Origin of the sequence: Paraburkholderia sp. 22098 (assembly GCF_052045935.1) — a bacterium.
GTDB classification, from domain to species: domain Bacteria; phylum Pseudomonadota; class Gammaproteobacteria; order Burkholderiales; family Burkholderiaceae; genus Paraburkholderia; species Paraburkholderia caledonica.
On the sequence record NZ_JBQEPV010000004.1, the window covers coordinates 56306 to 79118 of the forward strand.

Below are 22813 nucleotides of genomic sequence, written 5' to 3' on the forward strand. Positions count from 1 at the left end.
ATGCAGCGCGCGTGCAGCACGCGCGGATTTGCCCGTGATTGATCGCTAATGGCTTACCGGAAAATTCGGATCACGATCGGAAAACCGACAAAAGCGACGGCAAAAGCGGGTCGGGCAAACAAGTTAACGTACCCGATCGTACGCAAAAAGACAAGCCGCACAGCCCGCGGCGCCGCTTGCAACGCCGCCGGCAAACGCTTGCAGCGCGCACCTCAGCACCTTTTTTCGTCGCCTCGTTCGAACCGGTACTCGCGCCCTATTTGAGACTCAACGGTGATCACCTTGCGACCGACCGGCCGGTCAGGCGATCAGCAGATCCTCGCGCCAGACGATCCTTACGCAGGCCTCGTCGGGCGGCACTGTTGACGGCAACGCTGCGCGATTCACGCCGAGCAACGGCACGAAGAGCAGTTCTTCGCCGATATACAGCAGCGGCACTTCACGCTTCCATGCGGGAATGCCGCGTTCCTGGAACAGGTTCTTCAGCGTCCGACTGGGCGCGCCGGGCGCATCGCTCATGCGCATGCGTTCGCCGCCGCTGCGCGCACGCGCGCTGAGCAACTCGCGCTGTAAGACGCTAACGGGAATCGCATCGGATAAAGCAGTGGTAGCCGATGAAGCCGCCTCTACCGCTTCGAACACGAATGTGCCGCGCCATTGCGGCAAGTGCCACGTCGCTTCGCCGTGCCAGGCAAGTTCGCTAACCTCGCGTTCGACAAGCGCGGACTCGTCGGCGGGGTCGCCGCTATCGCCGGCTTCCCAGTACACGAGTCCTCGATAGCTGCGCAACGCGTGCCCTGCGTGGTCGATACGCAAGCGGTGTCCGTCGCCGCCCGCGCCTACTTCACGCAGTTGACGCAGCGCGTCGCCAAGACGCGCGCTCGATGCGGCGACGAAGCCCTGCGAGCGCATCCAGTAACGCATCAGGTTGAGCGCGCGGTCGTCGTCGAGCTCGATGAGTGCCTCGTGAGAGAGCGCACGGCCGTCGTCGCGCGAGACGATGTCGAGGTCGATCCGCGCCAGTTCGTCCAGCAAGCGTTGCGCTGCAGCGGCGTGCGACGCGGTGCGGGCGAGCGCATCGCGGAAACCGGGAAAGTGCACGGCCAACGCAGGCGTGACGTGGTGGCGCAGCGCGTTGCGTGCATAGCGCGTGTCCGCGTTCGATTCGTCGTCGATCCAGCGCAGATGGCGTGCGCTCGCGTACTGTTCGAGTTGCGCGCGCAGCAGATGAAGCAAAGGCCGCACACGCACCGCCGCTGAACCCGAAGGCGAAGACTCCCGCGCCATGGCCGCCAGACCTGCGAGGCCGGCGCCGCGCAGCAGTTGCAGCAGCACGGTTTCAGCCTGATCGTCCGCGTGCTGCGCGAGCCATAGCGAATGAACGTCATGCTCTGCGCAAAGCGCGTCTAGCGCGCGATAGCGGGCCTCGCGCGCGGCGGCCTCCACGCTGACACCTGCATCGCGCGACACCTCAACGTGCCGCGCCGCAAACTCGACGCCGCGTTCCAGCGCGAACGCATCACAATGCGCGAGCCACGCATCGGCGTTAGCACTCAAGCCGTGATGCACATGAAGCGCCACGCAACGCGACGCCCCCGCGACACGCACGGCTGCATCGAGCAGCACGCTCGAATCGACGCCGCCGCTGAACGCGACCGCAATCCGGGCATGAGAAGGCAAAGCGGAAAGCGCAACGCTGATCGCCTCGAGAACGAGGCGATCAGCGGGCGATTCGGTGGGAGAAGTCACGTCGTTCAGCGCAGTATTAAAGCGTCATGCGCCGATGGACGAAGAGAGAACGCGCGGGCTCAGGCGCCCGGCGTCGTTTCCTTGAACTTGCCGTATGACATCAGGCGTTCGAAACGGCGTTGACGCAGGTCGTTGATGCTCATGCCCTGGAACTGGCGCAGCGAATCGGCAAGCGCGCGGCGCAGCATGGCAGCCATGCCCTTCGGATCGCGATGCGCGCCGCCGAGCGGCTCGTTGACGATCTTGTCGATCAGGCCCAGCGCTTTCAGACGATGCGCGGTGAGGCCGAGCGCTTCCGCTGCTTCCGGCGCTTTCGCCGCGCTCTTCCACAGAATCGACGCGCAACCTTCCGGCGAGATCACCGAATAGGTCGAGAATTGCAGCATCAGCACGCTGTCGCCGACCGCGATAGCAAGTGCGCCGCCCGAACCGCCTTCGCCGATGATCGTTGCGATCAGCGGCGTTTTCAGTTCTGCCATCACATACAGGTTGCGGCCGATGGCTTCCGACTGCCCGCGCTCCTCGGCACCGATGCCAGGATAAGCGCCCGGCGTATCGATGAACGTGAAGATCGGCAGGCTGAATTTTTCGGCGAGACGCATCAGACGCTCGGCCTTGCGATAGCCTTCAGGACGCGGCATGCCGAAGTTGCGCAGCGCGCGCTCTTTCGTGTCGCGACCCTTCTGATGACCGATCACCATGCAGGCCTGGCCGTTGAAACGCGCGAGGCCGCCGACGATCGACAGGTCGTCCGCATAGTGGCGGTCGCCGTGCAGTTCGTGGAAATCGGTGAAGAGCTCGTTCACATAGTCGAATGTGTACGGGCGCTGCGGATGTCGGGCGATTTGCGAAACCTGCCACGGCGTGAGGTTCGCGTACAGATCTTTGGTGAGCTGCTGACTCTTCTTGGACAGCCGCTCGATCTCTTCCGAAATATCGACGGCCGAATCGTCCTGCACGAAGCGCAATTCTTCGATCTTTGCTTCGAGTTCAGCGATCGGCTGTTCGAAATCCAGAAAGGTGGTCTTCATTGGTTTTAATCCTTGGACTTACCGGCAGCGCGTATTCTAACCGCGCTCGCCGATGTCTAAACCACTTCGCAACTATCAAAACCCAACAATTGATAGCTGCAAAGCGGCATCGCTTCTATTGTTTCAGTAGTCAACCGGCAATGGGTCAAGACTACGCCACATGTACCAGGTGGCGACGGTGCGCCACGGCTCCCAGTTCGCTGCGACCTCGCGCGCTTCACTGCGCGTGACGGGCTCGCCGCTAAAATAATTGACGCTGATCGCGCGAATCAGACCGAGGTCGTCGAGCGGCAGAACGTCCGGACGCGACAGGTTGAAGATCAGGAACATCTCCGCGGTCCAGCGGCCGATGCCGCGAATCTGCGTGAGTTCGGCGATCACCGCCTCGTCTTCCATCGACCTCCATTTGCCGACGTGCAACGCACCGGAAACGAAGTGCTGCGCGAGATCGAGCACGTACTCCGCCTTGCGTCTCGACAAGCCGCAGGCGGTCAGCTTTTCCTGCCCCAGCTTGATGAACTGCTGCGGCACGAGCTTCGGACATGCGGCCGCGACTTTCGCCCACACCGCCTGTGCGGACGCCACCGAAATCTGCTGACCGACGACCGAGCGCGCGAGCGTGACGAACGGGTCACCCCGACTCAGAAGATGCACCGGCCCGAACTTCGGAATCAGCTTCTTCAAAATGCGATCGCGCTTGACGAGATCGGCGCACGCCTTGTCCCAGTAGTCGGGACGCGTCACTTCGGGCGCGAGGCCGCCGATCTGCACCGGCACCGCGACTTCACTTGCGCTCGCCGCTTCGCCGCCCGCCGCGGACGACGCACGCGTCTTGCGCACGATCTCGCCTCCCTCACCCTCTTGCGCCTTCGCGACGCGCGCGATTTCCTGCACGTCGCCTGCAAGTTCTGCGGGCAACGCGCCGTTGCTGCTGCCGCTATTCGAGCGCGACGTTCTGCCGGACGATGCTTTACCGCGTTTCGCAACCGGCGCGTGCGCAGACGTGCCGTTGAGCGCACGCTTGACCGCGGTCTTTTTCGACGCACCGGCCGCGGTTTTCGCCGCCGCCCCCGCGCCTTTCGACGATGCCGCTTTCACCGCGCCGCTTGCCGTGCGAGCCGACGTTCGAGTCGACTTCGGTGCGGCTGCTGCGTTTGTTTGAGACGTGGCTCGTTTAGCCGGCGTCTTCGTGGCCGTTGCCATCCTGCCTCCTGCCTGGCGAGTCGTTCAGAGGGAAGTACGAGGTGCGCTCACACGCGCCGCCACTCGGTCAACCCGCCGGGTTTGTCTTCAAGTGCAACGCCGGCCTCGAGCAATTCGGCCCGGATCCGGTCTGCTGCCGCATAGTCTTTCGCCTGCTTGGCGGCCACGCGCTCGGCGATCTTCGCTTCGATCGCGGCGGGTTCCAGCGCGCCCTGTACCGCGGCGCCCGCTGCCTGCTGCAGGTACGCACGCGGCTCGCGCCCGAGCAACCCGAGCACCGCGCCGAGCGAGCGCAATTGACGGGCCAGCGCGGGGTCGCGCGTGCGATTTACTTCAGTTGCCAACTCGAACAACACCGACACTGCAACCGGCGTGTTGAAGTCGTCGTTCATTGCTGCCTGGAAACGTTGGGCATGCATTTCGTTCCAGTCGAGCGCGGCGCCGTCCGGCGTGACGTCCTTGAGCGCGGTGTACAAACGGCTGAGGGCGTTGCGGGCGTCGTCGATATGCACGTCGCTGTAATTCAACGGCGAGCGGTAATGCGCGCGTGCGATGAAAAAACGCACGACCTCGGCATCGTACTGCGCCAATACTTCGCGAATCGTAAAGAAATTATTCAACGACTTCGACATCTTCTCATTGTCGATCTGCACGTAGCCGTTGTGCATCCAGTAATTCACGAAGGTCTGACCGGTAGCCGCTTCGCTTTGCGCGATTTCGTTTTCGTGGTGCGGAAACTGCAAGTCCTGCCCGCCGCCATGAATGTCGAAGCGCTCGCCAAGCAACGTGCAGCCCATAGCCGAGCATTCGATATGCCAACCGGGTCGGCCACGGCCATACTTCGAATCCCAGCCGGTGTCGGCGGGTTCGCCGGCCTTCGACTGCTTCCACAACACGAAGTCGAGCGGGTCTTCTTTCGCGTCGTTTGCGGCAACGCGCTCGCCCGCGCGCAAATCTTCCAGCGACTTGCCGGAAAGCTTGCCGTAGCCCGCAAACTTGCGCACCGCGTAATTCACGTCGCCGTCGCTCGCCTGATACGCGTAGCCGTTCGCTTCGAGCTTCTCGATCATGCCGAGCATCTGAGGAATGAAGTCGGTGGCGCGAGGCTCGATGTCGGGCCGCTCGATGCCGAGCGCGTCCGCGTCTTCATGCAATGCATGGATGAAGCGGTCGGTCAGCGACTTGATCGTCTCGCCGTTTTCGACGGCGCGGCGAATGATCTTGTCGTCGATGTCCGTGATATTTTGCACGTACGTTACGTCGTAGCCGAGCGTGCGCAACCACCGCTGCACGATGTCGAATACGACCATCACGCGCGCATGACCGATGTGACAATAGTCGTACACGGTCATCCCGCAGACGTACATCCGCACGACGCCTGCTTGCAGGGGCACGAAAGTTTGCTTGTCACGCGCGAGCGTGTTGTAGATGCGCAGTGATTCCATAGAGAACGGTGCGTGGGCCGAAAGAAATCCGCAATGTGTTTCGTGCGTGCCGTCCCGCAAACACAAGACGGCCGGGACGAACTGTTGCCTGACTATTACCTGACTCCAAGCCGGGCTGTTGCTTGACTGCTGCTTGACTATTACCCGACTGAGTCTGGCTATGTCCGGCTGTCGCCCGACTGTTAAAACACGCACAGCAGCAAACCGGTGCACCTGGTGCGGCGGTCAGACTGCTATCAAGGCGGAGACGACCACGAGTGGCGAAAAGACAGCCGGCGGTTCGACGGAACGCGCAGACCTTTTGTTAGAATGGCTCGGAGTATAACATCCAGACCCGAGCCTATGAAACCTTCCAGCGGCCGCGCGCGCAGCGCTGCGACCCTTGCCGCGACGGCCTTCGAGAGCCCCGTGGGCAGCGCCCGCCGCGGCATTGCGCGTGACGTTGCACGCAGCCTTGCACGCGCCGTCACGCTGCGCTTTACCGTGGCTGTCGCCCTCGGCATCGTGCCGGGCGCCGCTGCCTTCGCGCAGAAAACGCCGACCGTGTCGCAAGGTCCCGCAGTGCGCGACAACACGCCGGAAATCGACGCATCCATCGCACAGAAAGACTGGCAAGCCTCGCTGACGCAGCTCGACGCGCGCATCGCCACGAACCCGCGCGACGCGCAGGCCAAGTTCAAGCGCGCCACGGTGCTCGCGCATCTGAATCGCGACGAAGAAGCGATCACCGCCTTCACCGAGCTCACGCAGTTGTATCCCGAGTTGCCCGAGCCGTATAACAATCTCGCCGCGCTGTACGCGAAGCACGGCCGTTATGTGGAAGCACGCGCGGCGCTCGAAACTGCGACCAAGGTGAACCCCGGCTACGGCCTCGCTTATGAGAACCTGGGCGACCTCTACCTGCGCATGGCCAACGAAGCGTACCGGCGCGCGCAGAGCCTCGGCAAGGCAAGCGCCACGACCACGCAGCGCCTCGCCGACATCCAGAAGATCGTGTCGCCGCCCAAAACGGGCAAGTCGACTAAACGAGCCGCTGCAGTGCAAGAGAACTACACGGAACGGGCCACCGCGAACATGACGCAAACGCCGAGCTTCCAGTACGGCGGCGCAAACGGCTCGCTCGCCATGCCGCCTTACATGGCGCCCTCGCAATAAAGCCGCCACCTTCGCGGCCATACGTTTTTTCCAACCCTGAGGATCTTCATGAAATGGTTGATGTTGGCGCTCGGCAGCGCCGCCCTGATCGCAAACGCACCGGCGTCTGCGCAGTCCGGTTCGCAAGCCGCGCATCCGTCCGTCCTCCTCAAGACGTCGGAAGGCGATATTCGCGTCGAGTTGTATCCTGAGAAAGCGCCCAAGACAGTCGCCAACTTTCTCGACTATGTGAAGTCCGGTCAGTACAGCGGTACGATCTTTCATCGTGTCATTCGCGGCTTCATGATTCAGGGCGGCGGTTATACGCAAAGTTTCGCTGAAAAGCCCACGCGCGCGCCGATTCCGCTTGAAAGCCGCAACGGTCTGAAGAACATGGCAGGCACGCTGGCCATGGCGCGCACCAGCGATCCGAATTCGGCCACTGCGCAGTTCTTCATCAACACGGTGGACAACGCCGGCCTCGACTACCCGAATCCGGATGGCAACGGCTACGCAGTGTTCGGCAAGGTCACGAGCGGCATGGAGGTCGTGAAGAAGATCGAAGGCACGCCGACCACCACGCGCGGCCCAATGGGCGACGTACCCCAGAAGCCGGTGGTAATCGAATCGGCTAGCGTCGTCAGCAGCAAATAGCAGTACAACGACAGTACAACAGCACTAACGGAACACGGTACGCTCACGCAAGCGTCAGATCACGCCCCGGCGCGGCCCGCAGTCGAATGCATGAAGCGCACGCAAAACGCACGCAAGCGCATGAATGCACACGGCGGCTCACCGCGCCTCTTTCACCCACCCTGTTCATCAAAGGATTCCATCATGGTTGAACTGCATACGAACCACGGCGTCATCAAGCTCGAACTGGACGCCGAGAAAGCGCCGAAGTCGGTTGAGAACTTCCTCAACTACGTGAAGGCCGGCCACTATGACAACACGGTGTTCCACCGCGTGATCGACGGCTTCATGATTCAGGGCGGCGGCTTCGAACCCGGCATGAAGCAGAAGCCGACGGCCGAGCCGATCAACAACGAGGCGAACAACGGCCTGAAGAACGTGAACGGCTCCGTCGCGATGGCTCGCACCAACGACCCGCATTCGGCAACCGCGCAATTCTTCATCAACGTGAACGACAACGACTTCCTGAACCACTCGTCGCCCACACCGCAAGGCTGGGGCTATGCCGTGTTCGGCAAGGTGGTCGAAGGCATGGACATCGTCGAGAAGATCAAGAAGGTCAAGACGGGTTCGAAGGGTTTTCATCAGGACGTGCCGGTTGACGACGTCGTGATCGAAAAGGCCGTGATCGTCGACTGATTGCCGGTCGCAGGCGCGCTCACACTATAAAGACCAGACTCAGGCACCTTCAATGCTGCAAGAAACGCCGCTGCGAAGCGTCGCCGCGGGCGTGCCTGGCGAGGGCAAACGCCCGCACGCCGCACGCCCGTTTTTGTTTCTCTCCGACATTCATTTGAGCGAGGCGATTCCGCGCACGGTCGCCGCGTTCGAACACTTCATTCGGGTCACAGCCGACCAGGCGGATTCCGTTTTCATTCTCGGCGATCTGTTCGAATACTGGATAGGCGACGACATGCTCGTCGAGCCGTTCGTCGCGCGCATGGCCGCTCTTTTGCACACGCTGACCGAGCGCGGTATTGCGCTTTACATCATGCATGGCAATCGCGATTTTCTGCTCGGCAAGCGCTTCATGCGAGCGGCCGGCGCAATCTGGCTACCCGATCCTTTCGTAATCACCGCATTCGGCACGCGCATCGCGCTCGCGCACGGCGATCGCCTGTGCACCGCTGATCGCGGTTATCAGATCTTCCGTGGCTTCGCGCGCAATCGTCTCGCGCAGATGCTGTTTCTCGCGTCGCCGTTTTCGTGGCGTCAGGCACTCGCGGAAAACATGCGGTCGAAGAGCGAGCATGGCCGCTCGCGGCCTGTCTCGCTGAAATACGACGTAACGCCGAAAGGCGTCGCGTCGTTATTCAAATGGTCGAAAGCGGCAACGATGATTCACGGGCACACGCACCGCCCCGCTCGTCATCGCGAGCCCGGCGGAATACGCTGGGTACTGCCGGACTGGGATCTGGATCATGGCGAACGGCGCGGCGGCTATCTGCGTATCGACGCCGAGGGAATTCGCGCGCTGCCGCTCGATTGAGCTCGATGCAAAGTAAGGCCGCCGCGCATTGCGCACAGCGGCGTCACTACTGATCCGTCACCGATCGGATCAACGCCCCACCACTGCTCCATCCAGCTTGCCCGCAATGGCCGCGGACAGGCGTCGCAAATCCAGCAGTGCTGCGTCGGCGCCTTGCAGTCCTTCGAGACTGGTGCCGAGATGCTCGAGCGCCATGACGATTTCGTCGATGCGTTTCGCTTGCGTGGCCGCATGATCGATGAGCCCATGAATGGCAAGCGACACGGGATCGTCGGCATTCGGCGTGATCCCGTATGCGCAGAAGCCGCTACGCTCGACAGCGAGCTTGCCGCTCTCACGCATTGTGTCGTTCGCGGAAGCGGGTGCGTTCGTTGCAGGGTCGAGAGCAGCACTCGCGACGCCGTCGATAGGCGCATTGACAGCCGCATTCACAGCCGCACTATCAACCCCGTTGCCCCCCACACTGGCGGCCGCTTTTGCGACGACCGAAGCAGCAGCGGCCGCGGCAGCAGTTGAAGCCGCCGCCGGCACGATGACTCTCGCCGGATTGCCCACAGCAGTGCCGCCAGCCGGCACGGGCTTGGTCACCACTGCATTCGATCCGATCTTCGCGTCCGCGCCGATCGTAAAACCTCCGAGAACCTTCGCGCCCGCACCTACGATCACGCCGCGCTCAAGCGTGGGATGCCGTTTTGCGCCGCGCGTGAGCGATGTGCCGCCGAGCGTCACGCCTTGATAGATCGTGCAATCGTCGCCGATCTGTGCGGTCTCGCCGATCACCACGCCCATGCCGTGATCGATGAACACACGACGCCCGACCGTCGCCCCCGGATGAATTTCGATGCCGGTCATGAAGCGCGCCATCTGCGAGACGAAACGCGCGAGCCAGCGGCGCCGCGCCTGCCAGCATGCGTGCGCGAGCCTGTGAAGCACCAGCGCGTGCAAGCCCGGATAACACGTGAGCACCTCCCAGGCACTGCGGGCAGCGGGATCGCGCTCGCGGATCGTGGCAATGTCTTCGCGAAGTCTCGTGAACATGGCAGGGACTGTGTTGTGTGGGATAGAGACCGCATGCGCTAACCGCATTGCGCATGCAGGAGCGCCGCATAGCAGCGCGGCAGCTTTGCTTAGAACGTCTGGAGGATTGTAGGACGGTTCCCGAAAACCTGCCGGAAGTCCATGTAGCGCAAAAGGTCGTCGTGTTAGTCGAGCGCCGCCAACCTGCCGCTCGTACAGCTGGCGCGCCGCGCTACTGCGAGCCACCGTCCTTGTGGCCCGTCTTCAGGAGGATGTGTTTGGCGATGCCTCGCACGATATTGACTTCCTCCCGCTCGAGGCCCGAGCGCGCAAAGAGCCGCCGCAAGCGCGACATCAGTTTCTTCGGATTCGCGGGATCGAGGAACTCAATTGCGACGAGCGCGCTTTCGAGGTGCGCAAACATGCTTTCAATTTCATTGCTCGCAGCACGCGCGCCTGCCGGCTCTGCAGATGCGGCCGACGTTTGCGGCGCACGCATGGCAGGCGCGGTTGTGTCGGCGCCGCTCGTCAGATAGATCATGCGCAACTCGTACGCCAACACCTGCACCGCTTGTGCAAGGTTGAGCGAACTGTAGGCGGGATTGGCGGGAATGTGGGCAAGCGCGCTGCATCGCTCGACGTCTTCATTCGATAAGCCGGTGCGCTCGTTGCCGAACACGAGCGCGATCTCGCCGTGCAACGCCTCGTCGCGCGCGAGACTTGCGGCTGCGCGGGGCGTCCATTGTGGAGGACCGTATTCGCGTTGCCGCGCGGTCAGCGCGATCGACCAATGCACCCCGGAGAGTGCATCGGCAAGCGTCGGCACGACATGGGCCGTGGCGAGCACGTCGTCGGCGCCGCTTGCCATTGCGATGGCTTCGGGATCGCTCTGCACATTCGGCACACGTGGCGAGACCAGCACGAGCCGCGAAAAACCCATGGTTTTGAGCGCCCGAGCGGCGGCGCCGACGTTGCCCGGATGGCTCGGTTCGACGAGCACGAAGCGCGTGGAGGTGAAGCCGCCGCGCAAGTCGGCCACGGCGGGATCGGAGGAATGGTGGGTGTGGTCCACGGTGAAATTCTGCTAGCGAAAGAACGCGTATGGTAGCGCCAACGAAGGGATACACCGAAATACCTGCGATGTTGCACGCGATGGCACGCGATGGCACGCACCGCGTTGCCCGTCATATGGCACGTCGCATCGCTTGTCACGTCCCACACCGCTCCCCATTGGAATGCGCACGACGGCCCTGCCCGCCTCGAACGCTGCCGCGACCTGCGGACTGAGGTAAAATATCGCGATTCGCGTCCGGCACAGTCAGTGCATGCAATGAGCAAAACCGGGCGCTTCGTTCTTATTCAATTCGTCTCCGTTGGCGGAATGCGTACCGGTCACGTGCCGGGCGAGCATTCCGTGCTGTTTCTGCGCCTCATCGAGGGCGCCAATTAGTGTGCGCGTAGCGCCATTCACCGGCAAGCAGCCGTGCTGCCCCGGCACAAGGATCAATCCATGCATCCCATGCTCAATATCGCTGTCAAGGCCGCGCGCCGCGCAGCTCAGATCATCAACCGCGCGTCGCTCGACCTCGATCTGATTCAGGTCAGCAAGAAACAGCACAACGATTTCGTCACGGAGATCGACAAAGCGTCTGAAGCTGCGATCATCGACACGCTGAAGACCGCCTATCCCGATCACGCGATCCTCGCCGAAGAATCCGGCAAGTCGGACAACGAGTCCGAGTACCAGTGGATCATCGATCCGCTCGACGGCACCACCAACTTCATTCACGGCTTCCCGTACTACTGCGTGTCGATCGCGCTGGCTCACAAAGGCATCGTGACGCAGGCCGTGGTCTACGATCCGACCCGCAACGACCTCTTCACAGCTTCGCGTGGCCGCGGCGCGTTCCTGAACGACCGCCGCATTCGCGTCGCCAAGCGTGACCGGCTGGCCGACGGCCTGATCGGCACCGGCTTTCCGTTCCGCGAAACCGACGGCCTCGAAGCGTATGGCCGCCAGTTCGCGGAAATGACGCAAGCGTGCGCGGGCCTGCGCCGTCCGGGCGCCGCCGCGCTCGATCTCGCGAACGTCGCCGCGGGCCGCATGGACGGCTTCTTCGAGCAAGGCCTGAACCCGTGGGACGTCGCTGCGGGCAGCCTGCTGATTACGGAAGCCGGCGGTCTGGTGGGCAATTACACCGGCGACTCCGAATTCCTGCACGTTGGCGAAATTGTCGCCGGCAATCCGAAGATCTACGCGCAGATGGTGCCGATCCTGTCGCGCTACAGCCGCACGCGTCAGCAAGCGGCTTAACAGCGCGTAGCGAGGCTCGGTCGTAGTCAGTTTCCCGACATACAGAGAACTGCAACCGGCTCGCCCGGTCCTTTCAATCTGCGTCAATGCAGGGAGAGAATCGGGCGAGTCAGGAATCGCAGCGAGCAGAATCACGACAAGCGGCTTCGGCCGCTTTTTCGTTGGCGCGCCTGCATCGTGCGAGCGTTCGTGCTACAAAGCGGGAAGCCGCGCCGGCGCACCTCTCTCGCCGGCTGCATTTCGCGTTCCACGCTGCGCCCGCATGCGCGCCTCGTTTGCGCCTTTCTCTGCGCCTAAGGCTAGCGCGCAGCTTCCCATCCGCTTCATGAAAAAAGGCTTCTACACAATTATCGCGGCGCAGTTCATTTCGTCGCTGGCGGACAATGCCCTGCTGATCGCCGCCATCGCATTGTTGTCGGTGATCCGTTCTGCCGCGTGGGTCACGCCGTTGCTGCAGATTTTTTTCACCGTCTCGTACGTGCTGCTCGCGCCCTTCGTCGGCGCGTTTGCGGACTCCATGCAAAAGCGCCACGTGATGTTCATCTCGAACGCGCTGAAGGCGAGCGGCTGTCTGATGATGATCGTAGGCGTGCATCCAATGATCGCCTATGGCGTGGTCGGCTTCGGCGCGGCCGCCTATTCGCCTGCGAAGTACGGCATTCTCACCGAGCTGCTGCCGGCCGAGAAACTCGTCAAGGCAAACGCATGGCTCGAATCGGCGACCGTGCTGTCGACGATCGTCGGCACGATGGTGGGCGGTGCGCTCATCAGCACATTTGCCGATAAATTCGTTGCACACGCTCATCTGCCGCTGATCCGCTCATCGGCCGATCTTGCGATGTTCGCCGTGATGCTCACCTACGCGATCGCCGCGGGCATCAACGTGTTCATTCCCGACACCGGCGCACGTTATCCGAACCGCCTGTCAGAACCGACGAAGCTCGTCGGCGACTTCTATCATTGCTTCAACGTGCTGTGGGCCGACAAACTCGCACAGATCGCGTTATGGGTGACGACGCTCATGTGGGGCGGAGCCGTGACGCTGCAATTGCTCGTGCTGAAATGGGCCAATGTGAACCTCGGCTTGTCGCTCTCGAAAGCGGCCGTCATGCAGGGCGTCACCGGTCTGGGCATTGCCGTCGGCGCGGCAGCGGCGGCCGCGCTGATCCCGCTGCGCCGTTCGCTCAAGGTGCTGCCGGTCGGCATCGTCACCGGCGCGGTGGCGATTGCAATGGCGTTCTACAACAAGAACCTGTTCCCCGCCGACGCCGGCGTCCACATCGGATCATATGTCGCACCGGCCTATATCCTTCTCGCCTATCCGCTGATGATCCTGCTCGGCGCGCTGTCCGGCTTTTTCATCGTGCCGATGAACGCGATTCTTCAGCATCGCGGCGCGACGCTGCTGTCTGCCGGCCATTCGATCGCGGTGCAGAACTTCAATCAGAACCTGGCCGTGCTGCTGATGCTCGGCGCGTACGCGCTGCTGCTCACCGCGAAGATGCCCGCGCAATGGATCATCGTCGTGTTCGGCGCGTTCATCACGTTCATGATGTGGCTCGCGAAGCGGCGCAGCGCGGCGAACGAGCGCACCGCCGATATGCGCGCGCTGCTCGAAGAGTGACGTCTGCACGAGCGGGAAGTTATTTGTGCATGTCGCGGGGGGTGTGCGCGAGTTTGCTGCGCCAGGGTGTGCTGGTGTGAGCCTGCGGTTGCCCGAAATATGCTTGCCTGTGCTTGCGCGCCGAGCAATCCGCTTGACAGCGTGGGTTGGCCATCCGGCCAGGGTCCGCTCGTCGCGTCGCCGGGTTAAACTCACGCCCTGAACAGCTAACGCAAAAAGATACCGAGGATGGGCACTCAAACCGCAGCGGCCAGCGACGTCGCACAACACACGCCAATGATGCAGCAGTATCTGCGCATCAAGGCGGAGCATCCGGGCACGCTGGTGTTCTACCGGATGGGCGACTTCTACGAACTCTTTTTCGAAGACGCGGAAAAAGCCGCACGTCTGCTCGATCTCACGCTTACGCAGCGCGGCGCGTCGGCAGGCAATCCGATCAAGATGGCGGGCGTGCCGCATCACGCGGTCGAACAGTATCTGGCGAAGCTGGTAAAGCTCGGCGAATCCGTCGCTATTTGTGAGCAGATCGGCGACCCGGCCACGTCTAAAGGTCCAGTCGAACGCAAGGTAGTGCGCGTCGTCACGCCGGGCACGCTAACGGACGCCGCGCTGCTGTCGGACAAAAGCGACGTCTTTCTGCTCGCCATGTGCGTCGCGCACAACCGTCGCGGCGTCGCGACGGGCGTCGGCCTCGCGTGGCTGAATCTCGCGAGCGGCGCATTGCGGCTCGCGGAAGTCGCACCTGATCAGGTGGCAGCGGCGCTCGAACGGATCGGCCCTGCGGAAATTCTGGTTGCCGACACCGCTGCGGATTCCGCGAGCTGGACACCGCCCACCGGCGCGCGCGCACTGACTCGCGTGCCCGCATGGCATTTCGATGTCGCCTCAGGCACGCAACGTCTGTGCGACCAACTCGAAGTAGCGGGCCTCGACGGTTTTGGCGCCCATTCACTCACTTGCGCATGCGGCGCGGCCGGCGCGTTGCTGCTGTACGCGGCGGCCACGCAAGGTCAGCAACTGCGGCACGTGCGCAGCCTGAAGGTCGAATACGAGTCCGAATATATCGGCCTCGACCCCGCCACGCGGCGCAACCTGGAAATTACGCAGACGCTGCGCGGCACGGAGTCGCCCACGCTGTGCTCATTGCTCGACACATGCTGCACGACCATGGGCAGCCGCTTGCTGCGGCACTGGCTTCATCATCCGCCGCGCGACCCGCTCGTCGCGCAGTCGCGTCAGCAGGCTATCGGCGCGTTGCTAGAGGCGCCCGCAGGTGCGGACGTCGACTCGCTGCGCAGCGCACTGCGACATATCTCGGACATCGAGCGAATCACCGGCCGTCTTGCGCTGCTTTCCGCGCGGCCCCGCGATCTGTCGAGCTTGCGCGACACCTTCGCCGCGCTGCCCGAGCTTCGCGCAAAGGTGGCGGCTGTTTCATCGAATGCGGATTCGCTCGCTCGCATCGACGCGTCGCTCGAACCGCCGCAAGCTTGCGTCGAGTTGCTCACGCGCGCTATTGCACAGGAGCCGGCCGCCATGGTGCGAGACGGCGGTGTCATCGCGCGCGGATACGATGCGGAGCTCGACGAGCTCAGGGATATTTCGGAGAACTGCGGGCAGTTCCTGATCGATCTCGAAACGCGTGAACGCGCGCGCACTGGCATCGGCAATCTGCGCGTCGAATACAACAAAGTGCACGGCTTCTATATCGAGGTCACGCGCGGCCAGACCGACAAGGTGCCGGACGACTATCGCCGCCGTCAGACGCTAAAGAACGCCGAGCGCTACATCACGCCGGAACTGAAAACGTTTGAAGACAAGGCGCTGTCCGCGCAGGAACGGGCACTCGCCCGCGAGCGTTCGCTTTACGACGCGCTGTTGCAGACGCTGCTGCCGTTCATTCCGGATTGCCAGCGCGTCGCGTCGGCACTCGCGGAGCTCGATTTGCTGACTGCCTTTGCCGAACGTGCCCGCGCACTCGACTGGGTTGCGCCGAGCTTCTCGCCGAACGCAGGCATCGACATCGAACAGGGGCGTCACCCGGTTGTCGAAGCGCAGGTCGAGCAATTCATCGCGAACGACTGCACGCTTACGCCCGAGCGCAAGCTGCTGCTGATCACCGGCCCCAACATGGGCGGTAAATCGACCTTCATGCGTCAGACGGCGCTGATCGCGTTGCTCGCGTATGTGGGCAGCTACGTGCCCGCGCGGCGCGCGGCGTTCGGCCCAATCGATCGCATTTTCACGCGCATCGGCGCAGCGGACGATCTCGCCGGCGGACGTTCGACGTTCATGGTGGAAATGACCGAAGCCGCCGCGATCCTGAACGACGCGACGCCGCAAAGCCTCGTGTTGATGGATGAGATCGGCCGCGGCACGTCTACCTTCGACGGTCTCGCGCTCGCATGGGCCATCGCGCGGCATTTGCTGTCGCACAACGGCTGCCATACGCTTTTCGCGACACATTATTTCGAGCTGACACAGTTGCCCGCCGAATTTCCGCAAGCGGCCAACGTGCACCTGTCGGCGGTCGAGCATGGACACGGCATCGTGTTCCTGCACGCCGTCAACGAAGGTCCGGCGAACCAGAGCTACGGCTTGCAGGTCGCGCAGCTCGCCGGCGTGCCGAACGCGGTGATTCGCGCGGCGCGCAAACATCTCGCGCACCTGGAACAGCAGTCGGCGGCCCAGCCCACTCCGCAACTCGATCTGTTCGCCGCGCCGTTGCCAATGTTGCTCGAAGATGCGGACGACGAACGTGCTGGCAGCGAAGCGCCTTCGCAATCGCCTGCAATGACAGCGCTCGTCGAGCGTCTGCGCGGCATCGACCCGAACGATCTGCGGCCACGAGAAGCGCTCGATCTGCTGTATGAACTGCACGAGCTGGCCGCAGCGCCGGATGCCGATCACTGACGCACGCGGCTGTCTTGCGCAACGTCCGCGCCGACTCGGCGCGGAATTGGCCACGGCCTTCACGCGAGCGTGCGACCGGCGGTTCGCCGCCGTTTTCGCGTCTGTCTTTGCTGTCTTGTTGCCCGCATCGGGGGCGTATGCGGCAGCGCCCAGCTACAGTTTCGCGGTCATCGCGAACACCATGCAAAGTCCCGCCGACGAAGCGCCGACCCAGCGGCTGATCGATGCAATCGGTCGGGAGCGCGGCCTGTCGTTCATCGTGTATGACGGCAATCTGAAGGGCCCGAAAGAAGCCTGCCGCGATGCGCTGTATGAACGGCGGCATGCAGTGCTGGAAACTTCGCGGCCCGCGCTATTTTTCATTCCGGGTCAGCACGACTGGATCGATTGCGCGAGTGCGCAGGCAGGCGGTTTTGATCCGGTCGAACGGCTTGACCAGCTTCGCCAGACGCTATTTAGCGACGCGAATTCGATGGGTCAGAACCCGATTGCATTGACACGCGAGAGCGAGGTATCGCGCTTTCGTCCGTATCGGGAAAACGTGCGCTGGCAAGCAGGAGACACCGTGTTCGTCGGGCTCAATGCGCCGAGTCCGAACAATCACTATCTGACCGCCGGCGGTCGCAACGGCGAGTTCGAGGACCGGGTAATCGCCAATGCGTTCTGGCTCGAACATGCCGGCGAATTTGCGAAGCGACGCGACGCGCGCGCGATAGTCGTGTTCATTCAGGGCGATCCCGATCCCGAGCGCTATGAACGGCCCGAGCGTTTCGCCTGGCTGCGCTTCGGGCACAATCCGCGCCGCGACGGATTTCTGGAGTTCAAGCGCAGCCTCGTGAAGCTCGCTCAGATCTTTCCCGGCCCGGTGCTCGTCATTCACACCGACGACGAACGCGCAAGCGCGGGCTTCGTGATCGATCAGCCGCTACGCAACGACAAGGGGAACCTGGTGACGAACCTCACGCGTGTCGCGCTTGCGCCGCATGATCGCCTCAACCAGTGGATTCAGATAGAAGCGGTCTTGGGAAGAAAGCCGCCGTTTCGCGTGACCGTGCGCGATGTACCGCGGCAAATGCCGATGCCCACGGCGCAGCCTCCGTTGCTGCGGGAAGAGCCCGCCGCCTCGATGCCGGCCGTGCCGTCGCTTGGACCGGCCTCGGACTTGCCGCCGCTAATTCAAACGCCCGGCCAGCCGCAACCGGACTTTCAGCAACTCGACCAGTTGCCGCGCATTCCAGCCGATCAGGGCGGCGGCGGATACGGACCCGCTACGTCGGTTCCGCCTGCACAAACGGTGCCGTCCGCGCAGCCACGCATGCCGGGGGCTACGGGGGCGCCGGGTGCTTCAGGTACTCCCGGCACTCCCGGCGCGCCCGCAAGCTCAGTGCAGCGTGGGCCCTGACTTGCCGCCTTCGTCGTCTGCCTCGTCGTCTTCGTCGAGAACTTCGAGGCCGTCGGCGCCATGCGCGTGTTCATGCTGGATTTCGTCTTCGGTCGCCGGACGCACGTCTTTGACCGTCAACGCAAAACGCAGCGCCATGCCGGCTAGCGGATGGTTGCCGTCGAGCACGACTTTGTCTTCCGCGACGTCGGTCACGACGTAGACGAGCGAGTCGAGGTCTTCGTCGCCCTCTTCCGGCGTGCCTTCGAACTGCATGCCGACCTCGAGCGGTTCCGGAAAGCGATTACGCGGCTCGATCTTCACGAGGTCCGGATCGTACTCACCGAATGCATCTTGCGGCTCGAGCTGGATCTGGGTCTCGAAGCCAGCCTCGTGGCCGTCGAGCTCTTCCTCGATCTTGGGGAACGTGCCATCATAGCCGCCGTGCAGATAGACCATCGGCTCGTCGCTCTCTTCAATCAGATTGCCCTGCGCATCCGACAGCTTGTAGGCGACCGACACGACGGTGTTCTTTGCGATTTTCATTCGATTCTCCAGAATACAACTCACATTATACGATGCCCAAGCGGCCCACTGATCACCCGGCCGAAGCAGCTTCGGCACGCAATTCGTCATCGGCTAAAAAGCCGGCTACCGCGATTCTTCCGCCTTCACCCGACACACCCACGCCATTGCTCGGCAACCTATCGCCGTCGCAATTCATGCGCCGGTACTGGCAGAAAAAGCCTCTATTGATCCGCCAGGCAATCCCCGATGTCGAGTCGCCGCTCTCGCGCGACGAGTTCTTCGAACTGGCGGACCAGGACGACGTCGAAGCGCGCCTCATCACGCACTTTCGCAATAAGTGGCAGCTTGAACATGGACCCTTCGCGCCGGACGAACTGCCGTCGCTAAAGCAGCGCGCGTGGACTCTGCTCGTGCAGGGCGTCGATCTCTACGACGATCGCGCGCGGGCCCTGCTGGACCGCTTCCGCTTCGTCCCCGATGCGCGTCTGGACGATCTGATGATCTCTTATGCGACCGATGGCGGCGGCGTCGGCCCGCACTTCGATTCCTACGATGTGTTTCTTTTGCAAGTAAAAGGCAAGCGGCGCTGGCGCATCAGTTCGCAGAAAGATCTGACGCTGCAGGCAGGACTGCCGTTGAAAGTTTTACAGAACTTCGAAGCGGAACAGGAGTGGGTGCTCGAGCCGGGCGACATGCTGTATCTGCCGCCGCACATTGCGCACGACGGCGTCGCCGAAGGCGAGTGCATGACGTGCTCGATTGGCTTTCGCGCGCCGTCAGCCGGTGAGCTGACTGCTCAGTTTCTCTACCATCTGGCCGAGCGCGGCGAAGAAAACGGTCAGACGGGAGCGCTTTACCGCGACCCACAGCAACCTGCTGTGGACCGGCCGGCGGAACTGCCTGCCGCGCTGGTGGAACGCGTTGGCGCAATCCTTGCTGGCATCAAATGGAATGAGCAGGACATTGCGTCGTTCCTTGGCACGTACCTCAGCGAACCCAAGCCGAGTGTCGTCTTCGATCCGCCGCAAAGGCCGCTCAACGAAGCACGTTTCATTAGCCAGGCGTCGCGCTCAGGTGTGCGACTCGACCGCAAGACGAATATGTTGTACAACCGCCGTTTTTTCTTCGTAAATGGAGAGAAAATGTCGATCGACGGCGCGAAAAAATGGTTATTTGATCTCGCCGATCACCGGTGTCTGAGTGCGAAACGCTTTGTAACACTCTCACACGATTCGTCGGTGACAGCACGGCTACACGAGTGGTATTGTGCGGGCTGGATACGGATGGGCGAGCTTGCCTAGCCTCGCGTGTCTGTTATACACAGTACATTGAAATTTTGTATGAGAAAGACAACGTATTGACCCCGGATTTATGGATTGTCAGTACGAAAGTGCATATAATTTCCGCCCAAGCCGTAGGGAAGATTCCTGCTCGTCAAAAGAGCGTCTCCACCAGCGGCCCAGGTCGGTGTTGGAGCACATTACCGGTATTATTTTGCGCTGTTGCTTACCTTTAACCATAAAAGGACGTGATCATGAAGAAATCCCTCCTCGTAGCATCCCTGTTGGCAGCTGTGGCACTGGCTGCATGCAACAAGAGCAACGACCAAGCCGCTGCCCCGGCTAGCGACGCAGCTGCCGCTTCGGCACCGGCTGCTGCTGCAGCTTCGGATTCGGCTGCTGCTGCTTCGGGTGCGGCTGCTGCTGCGAGCGACGCTGCTGCTTCGGCTACGACCGCTGCTTCGGACGCAGGCGCTGCTGCTTCGGCTGCTGCTCCGGCTTCGGGCGCAAGCCAGTAAGCTGTCGCGTAGGGTTCGCCTTAGGGCGAAAACTGCATCGGGAAATCGTCTCGGTTTCCCGAGCAGTAAAACAAAACGCCACGGGCTCACGTCCGTGGCGTTTTGTCATTCAGGCGCCGATTTCGTTAAAGCATTAGCGCAATCGAAGCCGCTTATCGCAACGACATTCGGCTTTGAAGCGCAGCTATTGAAGCGCGGCTATTGAGCGGCCTGGCCGCTCTCCTCGAAAAACTCACGCACCACCTCGATTTCACGTGTGCGCTTGAACGGCGGCAAGCTCTGCCAGATTCGGCGTCCATAAGGTTTATCAACAAGACGCGTGTCGCAGATCATCAAGACGCCACGGTCAGTTTCCGCGCGGATCAGTCGGCCGGCGCCCTGCTTCAGCGTAATAACAGCTTGGGGCAGTTGATGAACCGCAAACGGGCTCAGACCTTTCTTCGTCAGCGCGTCGAGGCGCGCCGACAGAACCGGATCGTCAGGCGGCGCAAACGGCAGCTTGTCGATGACGACGAGCGACAACGCGTCGCCACGCACGTCGACACCTTCCCAGAAGCTCTGACTACCCACCAGAATCGCGTTGCCATAAGCACGGAAGCGGTCGAGCAATTCCGTGCGGCTTGCGTCGCCCTGCACGAGCAGCGGATAGTTCCAGCCGCGCGCTTCGATCACATCTCGCAGCTTGGCGGAGATTCGGTCCACGGCGCGCAGCGTCGTACACAACATGAACACGCCTCCACCCGACGCTTCGATCGCCGGCAAGGCTGCGTCGAACACAGCGTCGGTGAATGTGGGCGACGACGGTTGCGGCAAATTGCGCGGCACATACAGAAGCCCTTGCGACGGGTAGTCGAACGGGCTCGGCAACGTCATAGAACGTTTGGCGTTGAGTCCCATTTGCGCGGCGTAGTGCGTGAAATCGCCGCGCACCGACAACGTGGCCGACGTGAAGATCCACGCGCGCGGCACACCTGCGCGCTGCTTGGCGAAGATCGGCGCGACCGAGAGCGGCGTTTCGTGCAACTGCACGGTATGCGCGAACACTTCGATCCAACGCACCTTCTCGTTAGGATCGGCACGCTCGCTCTTGCCTTCTGCGGAGCCGTTCTGAGCCGCATCGACCGTCTGACGTTCGAGCTCGGTAGGCGGCGTCGTCCAGCCGGCGAGCACGCCCTGCAGCTCGCGTGCGCGGCGCAGACACGCGCCGATCGACTCCGCGCGTTCGGCTTGCGTTGCGAGCGCGGAAGTCAGCGCGTCAAGTTCGGTTTCGAGCGCTACGAGCGCATCAAACAACGGATGATCGTCCGGCAACTGACCGATCGACAAACGCACCGAGTCTTCCTTGAACGCGAGCCGCACGTCACGCGCGGCGCGTTCCACCGTGGAGCCGAGCTTGACCCAGTCGACCGCGTCACGTGCATGACCCAAACCTTCGGCGACGCAATCGCGTGCAAGTTCCAGAAACTGCGCGGTGGAAAGCGTCTCGCCGAAAAACAGCGTGGCGGTTTCGGGAAGCTGGTGCGCTTCGTCGAAGATGACCGTGTTGGCCGTAGGCAGCAGTTCCGCCATGCCGGTATCGCGCAACATGATGTCGGCGAAAAAGAGGTGGTGATTGACCACCACGATGTCGGCCTGCTGCGCTTCGCGGCGCGCCTGCATTACGAAGCAGTCCTTGTAATGCGGACACTCCTGGCCGAGACAGTTATCGCGCGTGGACGTGACCATCGACCACACCGCCGCGGTTTCCGGCACGCTCGCGAGTTCGGCCTTATCGCCCGTGCGCGTGATCTTTGCAAACCGGACGATGTCTTGCAGATACGACGTTTCCTGTCGCGACGGCAAGCGGCCGTTATCCGCTGTGCGCTGCAGATAGTAATGACACAGATAGTTCGCGCGGCCTTTGAGCATGGCGACCGACACCGGCACCGCAAGCGCGTCGCGCACGGTCGGAATATCGCGCTGAAAGAGCTGGTCCTGCAGGTGCTTGGTGCCCGTCGAAACGATCACCTTGCCGCCCCACAACATGGCCGGCACAAGATACGCATAGGTTTTGCCGGTACCCGTACCCGCCTCGACGATCAGCGTGTTCTCGCCGCCGTCCAGGGCCTGCGCTTCGTCGGCTTCTACCGTGTCGGCTGCGGTCTCGGCGGCGCCCGTTTGCAGGCGCCGCGCCGGACGCTTTTGCGCCTCGAACATCGCGGGCTCGGGCATCGCGCGGCCCGATGCCTCCATCGCGGCCGCGACGGCGCGCGACATTTCGATCTGCGACGCGCGCGAGCGATAGCCGTCGATTTGCCTGGCCAATAAACCGTTATCGGCGAAGATCTCGTTGAGCTCCGCGGCGCGGCGTGGATTGAGCGATGCGCTCAGCGCGGACGCGGCCGGACGCGGCGCGGGTGTGCCGGTTTGTGATGCCTCGTCGGCGGCCGACGCGCGGCGGGAAGTTTCAAGCGGTGAATTCAAGGCAAGCGTTTCCTGCAAAATCCGGCTCGCG

The 22813-nt window shown here is 62.6% G+C and carries 18 protein-coding genes; 10 read left to right on the forward strand and 8 right to left on the reverse strand.

Annotated features, from left to right (window positions below; translation table 11 throughout):
* Window positions 1–300 precede the first annotated feature (300 nt).
* The 4 genes from tilS to cysS all read right to left on the reverse strand — a co-directional run bounded on the left by tilS (window position 301) and on the right by cysS (window position 5428).
* Window positions 301–1749: a tRNA lysidine(34) synthetase TilS gene (gene tilS, locus ACTJLB_RS09590; protein WP_440783123.1), complete on the reverse strand. Its 1449-nt coding sequence runs from the start codon at window positions 1747–1749 to the stop codon at window positions 301–303.
* 59 nt (window positions 1750–1808) lie between these two features.
* Window positions 1809–2780 carry an acetyl-CoA carboxylase carboxyltransferase subunit alpha gene (locus ACTJLB_RS09595; protein WP_020065573.1) on the reverse strand — a complete coding sequence of 324 codons (972 nt, stop codon included), beginning with the start codon at window positions 2778–2780 and terminating at the stop codon, window positions 1809–1811.
* 123 nt (window positions 2781–2903) lie between these two features.
* Window positions 2904–3983 (reverse strand): DNA-3-methyladenine glycosylase family protein, encoded by a 1080-nt coding sequence (locus ACTJLB_RS09600; RefSeq protein WP_408164117.1) that lies wholly within the window; start codon window positions 3981–3983, stop codon window positions 2904–2906.
* Window positions 3984–4030: 47 nt separating this feature from the next.
* On the reverse strand, window positions 4031–5428 hold the full coding sequence (gene cysS / locus ACTJLB_RS09605) for a cysteine--tRNA ligase (RefSeq protein WP_204520561.1): 1398 nt from the start codon (window positions 5426–5428) through the stop codon (window positions 4031–4033).
* A gap of 342 nt (window positions 5429–5770) precedes the next feature.
* Between cysS and ACTJLB_RS09610 the strand changes: the two genes are divergently transcribed.
* The 4 genes from ACTJLB_RS09610 (at window position 5771) to ACTJLB_RS09625 (ending at window position 8744) form a co-directional block, all read left to right on the forward strand.
* A complete protein-coding gene (locus ACTJLB_RS09610) occupies window positions 5771–6583 on the forward strand; it encodes a tetratricopeptide repeat protein (protein ID WP_020065570.1) in 813 nt (270 codons plus the stop codon).
* A gap of 48 nt (window positions 6584–6631) precedes the next feature.
* On the forward strand, window positions 6632–7216 hold the full coding sequence (locus ACTJLB_RS09615; protein ID WP_027775382.1) for a peptidylprolyl isomerase: 585 nt from the start codon (window positions 6632–6634) through the stop codon (window positions 7214–7216).
* Window positions 7217–7399: 183 nt separating this feature from the next.
* Window positions 7400–7894 carry a peptidylprolyl isomerase gene (locus tag ACTJLB_RS09620; protein ID WP_020065568.1) on the forward strand — a complete coding sequence of 165 codons (495 nt, stop codon included), beginning with the start codon at window positions 7400–7402 and terminating at the stop codon, window positions 7892–7894.
* Window positions 7895–7946: 52 nt separating this feature from the next.
* Window positions 7947–8744, forward strand: a complete 798-nt coding sequence (locus ACTJLB_RS09625) for a UDP-2,3-diacylglucosamine diphosphatase (RefSeq protein WP_087751088.1) — start codon at window positions 7947–7949, stop codon at window positions 8742–8744.
* A gap of 69 nt (window positions 8745–8813) precedes the next feature.
* Here ACTJLB_RS09625 and cysE read toward each other — a convergent pair whose 3' ends face one another.
* Window positions 8814–9782, reverse strand: coding sequence for a serine O-acetyltransferase (gene cysE / locus ACTJLB_RS09630; RefSeq protein ID WP_440783124.1), 969 nt, complete (start codon window positions 9780–9782; stop codon window positions 8814–8816).
* A gap of 211 nt (window positions 9783–9993) precedes the next feature.
* On the reverse strand, window positions 9994–10833 hold the full coding sequence (locus ACTJLB_RS09635) for an RNA methyltransferase (protein WP_027804240.1): 840 nt from the start codon (window positions 10831–10833) through the stop codon (window positions 9994–9996).
* A 438-nt stretch (window positions 10834–11271) separates the two neighbouring features.
* Here ACTJLB_RS09635 and ACTJLB_RS09640 point away from each other — a divergent pair, with 438 nt between their 5' ends.
* The 4 genes from ACTJLB_RS09640 (at window position 11272) to ACTJLB_RS09655 (ending at window position 18014) form a co-directional block, all read left to right on the forward strand.
* The gene (locus tag ACTJLB_RS09640) at window positions 11272–12075 is read left to right on the forward strand and encodes an inositol monophosphatase family protein (protein WP_020065563.1); all 804 of its coding nucleotides are present in this window, start codon (window positions 11272–11274) and stop codon (window positions 12073–12075) included.
* Between the two features lie 325 nt (window positions 12076–12400).
* Window positions 12401–13699, forward strand: coding sequence for a lysophospholipid transporter LplT (gene lplT, locus ACTJLB_RS09645; RefSeq protein ID WP_027804239.1), 1299 nt, complete (start codon window positions 12401–12403; stop codon window positions 13697–13699).
* Between the two features lie 228 nt (window positions 13700–13927).
* On the forward strand, window positions 13928–16612 hold the full coding sequence (gene mutS, locus ACTJLB_RS09650; protein ID WP_440783126.1) for a DNA mismatch repair protein MutS: 2685 nt from the start codon (window positions 13928–13930) through the stop codon (window positions 16610–16612).
* The gene (locus tag ACTJLB_RS09655) at window positions 16599–18014 is read left to right on the forward strand and encodes a hypothetical protein (protein WP_440783127.1); all 1416 of its coding nucleotides are present in this window, start codon (window positions 16599–16601) and stop codon (window positions 18012–18014) included. Before mutS ends, ACTJLB_RS09655 begins: the two co-directional genes overlap by 14 nt.
* On the opposite strand, the gene ACTJLB_RS09660 is transcribed toward ACTJLB_RS09655, so the two are convergent.
* On the reverse strand, window positions 17994–18539 hold the full coding sequence (locus tag ACTJLB_RS09660) for an FKBP-type peptidyl-prolyl cis-trans isomerase (RefSeq protein ID WP_020065559.1): 546 nt from the start codon (window positions 18537–18539) through the stop codon (window positions 17994–17996). The two genes, ACTJLB_RS09655 and ACTJLB_RS09660, sit on opposite strands and share 21 nt — an antisense overlap.
* A gap of 32 nt (window positions 18540–18571) precedes the next feature.
* Between ACTJLB_RS09660 and ACTJLB_RS09665 the strand changes: the two genes are divergently transcribed.
* Both ACTJLB_RS09665 and ACTJLB_RS09670 read left to right on the forward strand, forming a co-directional pair.
* Window positions 18572–19822 carry a JmjC domain-containing protein gene (locus ACTJLB_RS09665; protein WP_440783128.1) on the forward strand — a complete coding sequence of 417 codons (1251 nt, stop codon included), beginning with the start codon at window positions 18572–18574 and terminating at the stop codon, window positions 19820–19822.
* Window positions 19823–20055: 233 nt separating this feature from the next.
* Complete coding sequence (locus ACTJLB_RS09670; protein WP_084166713.1) at window positions 20056–20319, forward strand: hypothetical protein; 264 nt, start codon at window positions 20056–20058, stop codon at window positions 20317–20319.
* A 198-nt stretch (window positions 20320–20517) separates the two neighbouring features.
* Here the strand turns inward: ACTJLB_RS09670 and ACTJLB_RS09675 are convergent, their stop codons facing one another.
* Window positions 20518–22782 carry a helicase C-terminal domain-containing protein gene (locus ACTJLB_RS09675; protein ID WP_410799890.1) on the reverse strand — a complete coding sequence of 755 codons (2265 nt, stop codon included), beginning with the start codon at window positions 22780–22782 and terminating at the stop codon, window positions 20518–20520.
* Window positions 22783–22813: the final 31 nt, after the last annotated feature.

What these genes read in the sequence shown, in the direction of transcription:
- ACTJLB_RS09595 (WP_020065573.1), bottom strand. Translation starts at nt 2,780, where the DNA reads ATGAAGACCACCTTTCTGGATTTCGAACAGCCGATCGCTGAACTCGAA.
- ACTJLB_RS09600 (WP_408164117.1), bottom strand. Translation starts at nt 3,983, where the DNA reads ATGGCAACGGCCACGAAGACGCCGGCTAAACGAGCCACGTCTCAAACA.
- cysS (WP_204520561.1), bottom strand. Translation starts at nt 5,428, where the DNA reads ATGGAATCACTGCGCATCTACAACACGCTCGCGCGTGACAAGCAAACT.
- ACTJLB_RS09610 (WP_020065570.1), top strand. Translation starts at nt 5,771, where the DNA reads ATGAAACCTTCCAGCGGCCGCGCGCGCAGCGCTGCGACCCTTGCCGCG.
- ACTJLB_RS09615 (WP_027775382.1), top strand. Translation starts at nt 6,632, where the DNA reads ATGAAATGGTTGATGTTGGCGCTCGGCAGCGCCGCCCTGATCGCAAAC.
- ACTJLB_RS09620 (WP_020065568.1), top strand. Translation starts at nt 7,400, where the DNA reads ATGGTTGAACTGCATACGAACCACGGCGTCATCAAGCTCGAACTGGAC.
- ACTJLB_RS09625 (WP_087751088.1), top strand. Translation starts at nt 7,947, where the DNA reads ATGCTGCAAGAAACGCCGCTGCGAAGCGTCGCCGCGGGCGTGCCTGGC.
- cysE (WP_440783124.1), bottom strand. Translation starts at nt 9,782, where the DNA reads ATGTTCACGAGACTTCGCGAAGACATTGCCACGATCCGCGAGCGCGAT.
- ACTJLB_RS09640 (WP_020065563.1), top strand. Translation starts at nt 11,272, where the DNA reads ATGCATCCCATGCTCAATATCGCTGTCAAGGCCGCGCGCCGCGCAGCT.
- lplT (WP_027804239.1), top strand. Translation starts at nt 12,401, where the DNA reads ATGAAAAAAGGCTTCTACACAATTATCGCGGCGCAGTTCATTTCGTCG.
- mutS (WP_440783126.1), top strand. Translation starts at nt 13,928, where the DNA reads ATGGGCACTCAAACCGCAGCGGCCAGCGACGTCGCACAACACACGCCA.
- ACTJLB_RS09655 (WP_440783127.1), top strand. Translation starts at nt 16,599, where the DNA reads ATGCCGATCACTGACGCACGCGGCTGTCTTGCGCAACGTCCGCGCCGA.
- ACTJLB_RS09660 (WP_020065559.1), bottom strand. Translation starts at nt 18,539, where the DNA reads ATGAAAATCGCAAAGAACACCGTCGTGTCGGTCGCCTACAAGCTGTCG.
- ACTJLB_RS09665 (WP_440783128.1), top strand. Translation starts at nt 18,572, where the DNA reads ATGCCCAAGCGGCCCACTGATCACCCGGCCGAAGCAGCTTCGGCACGC.
- ACTJLB_RS09670 (WP_084166713.1), top strand. Translation starts at nt 20,056, where the DNA reads ATGAAGAAATCCCTCCTCGTAGCATCCCTGTTGGCAGCTGTGGCACTG.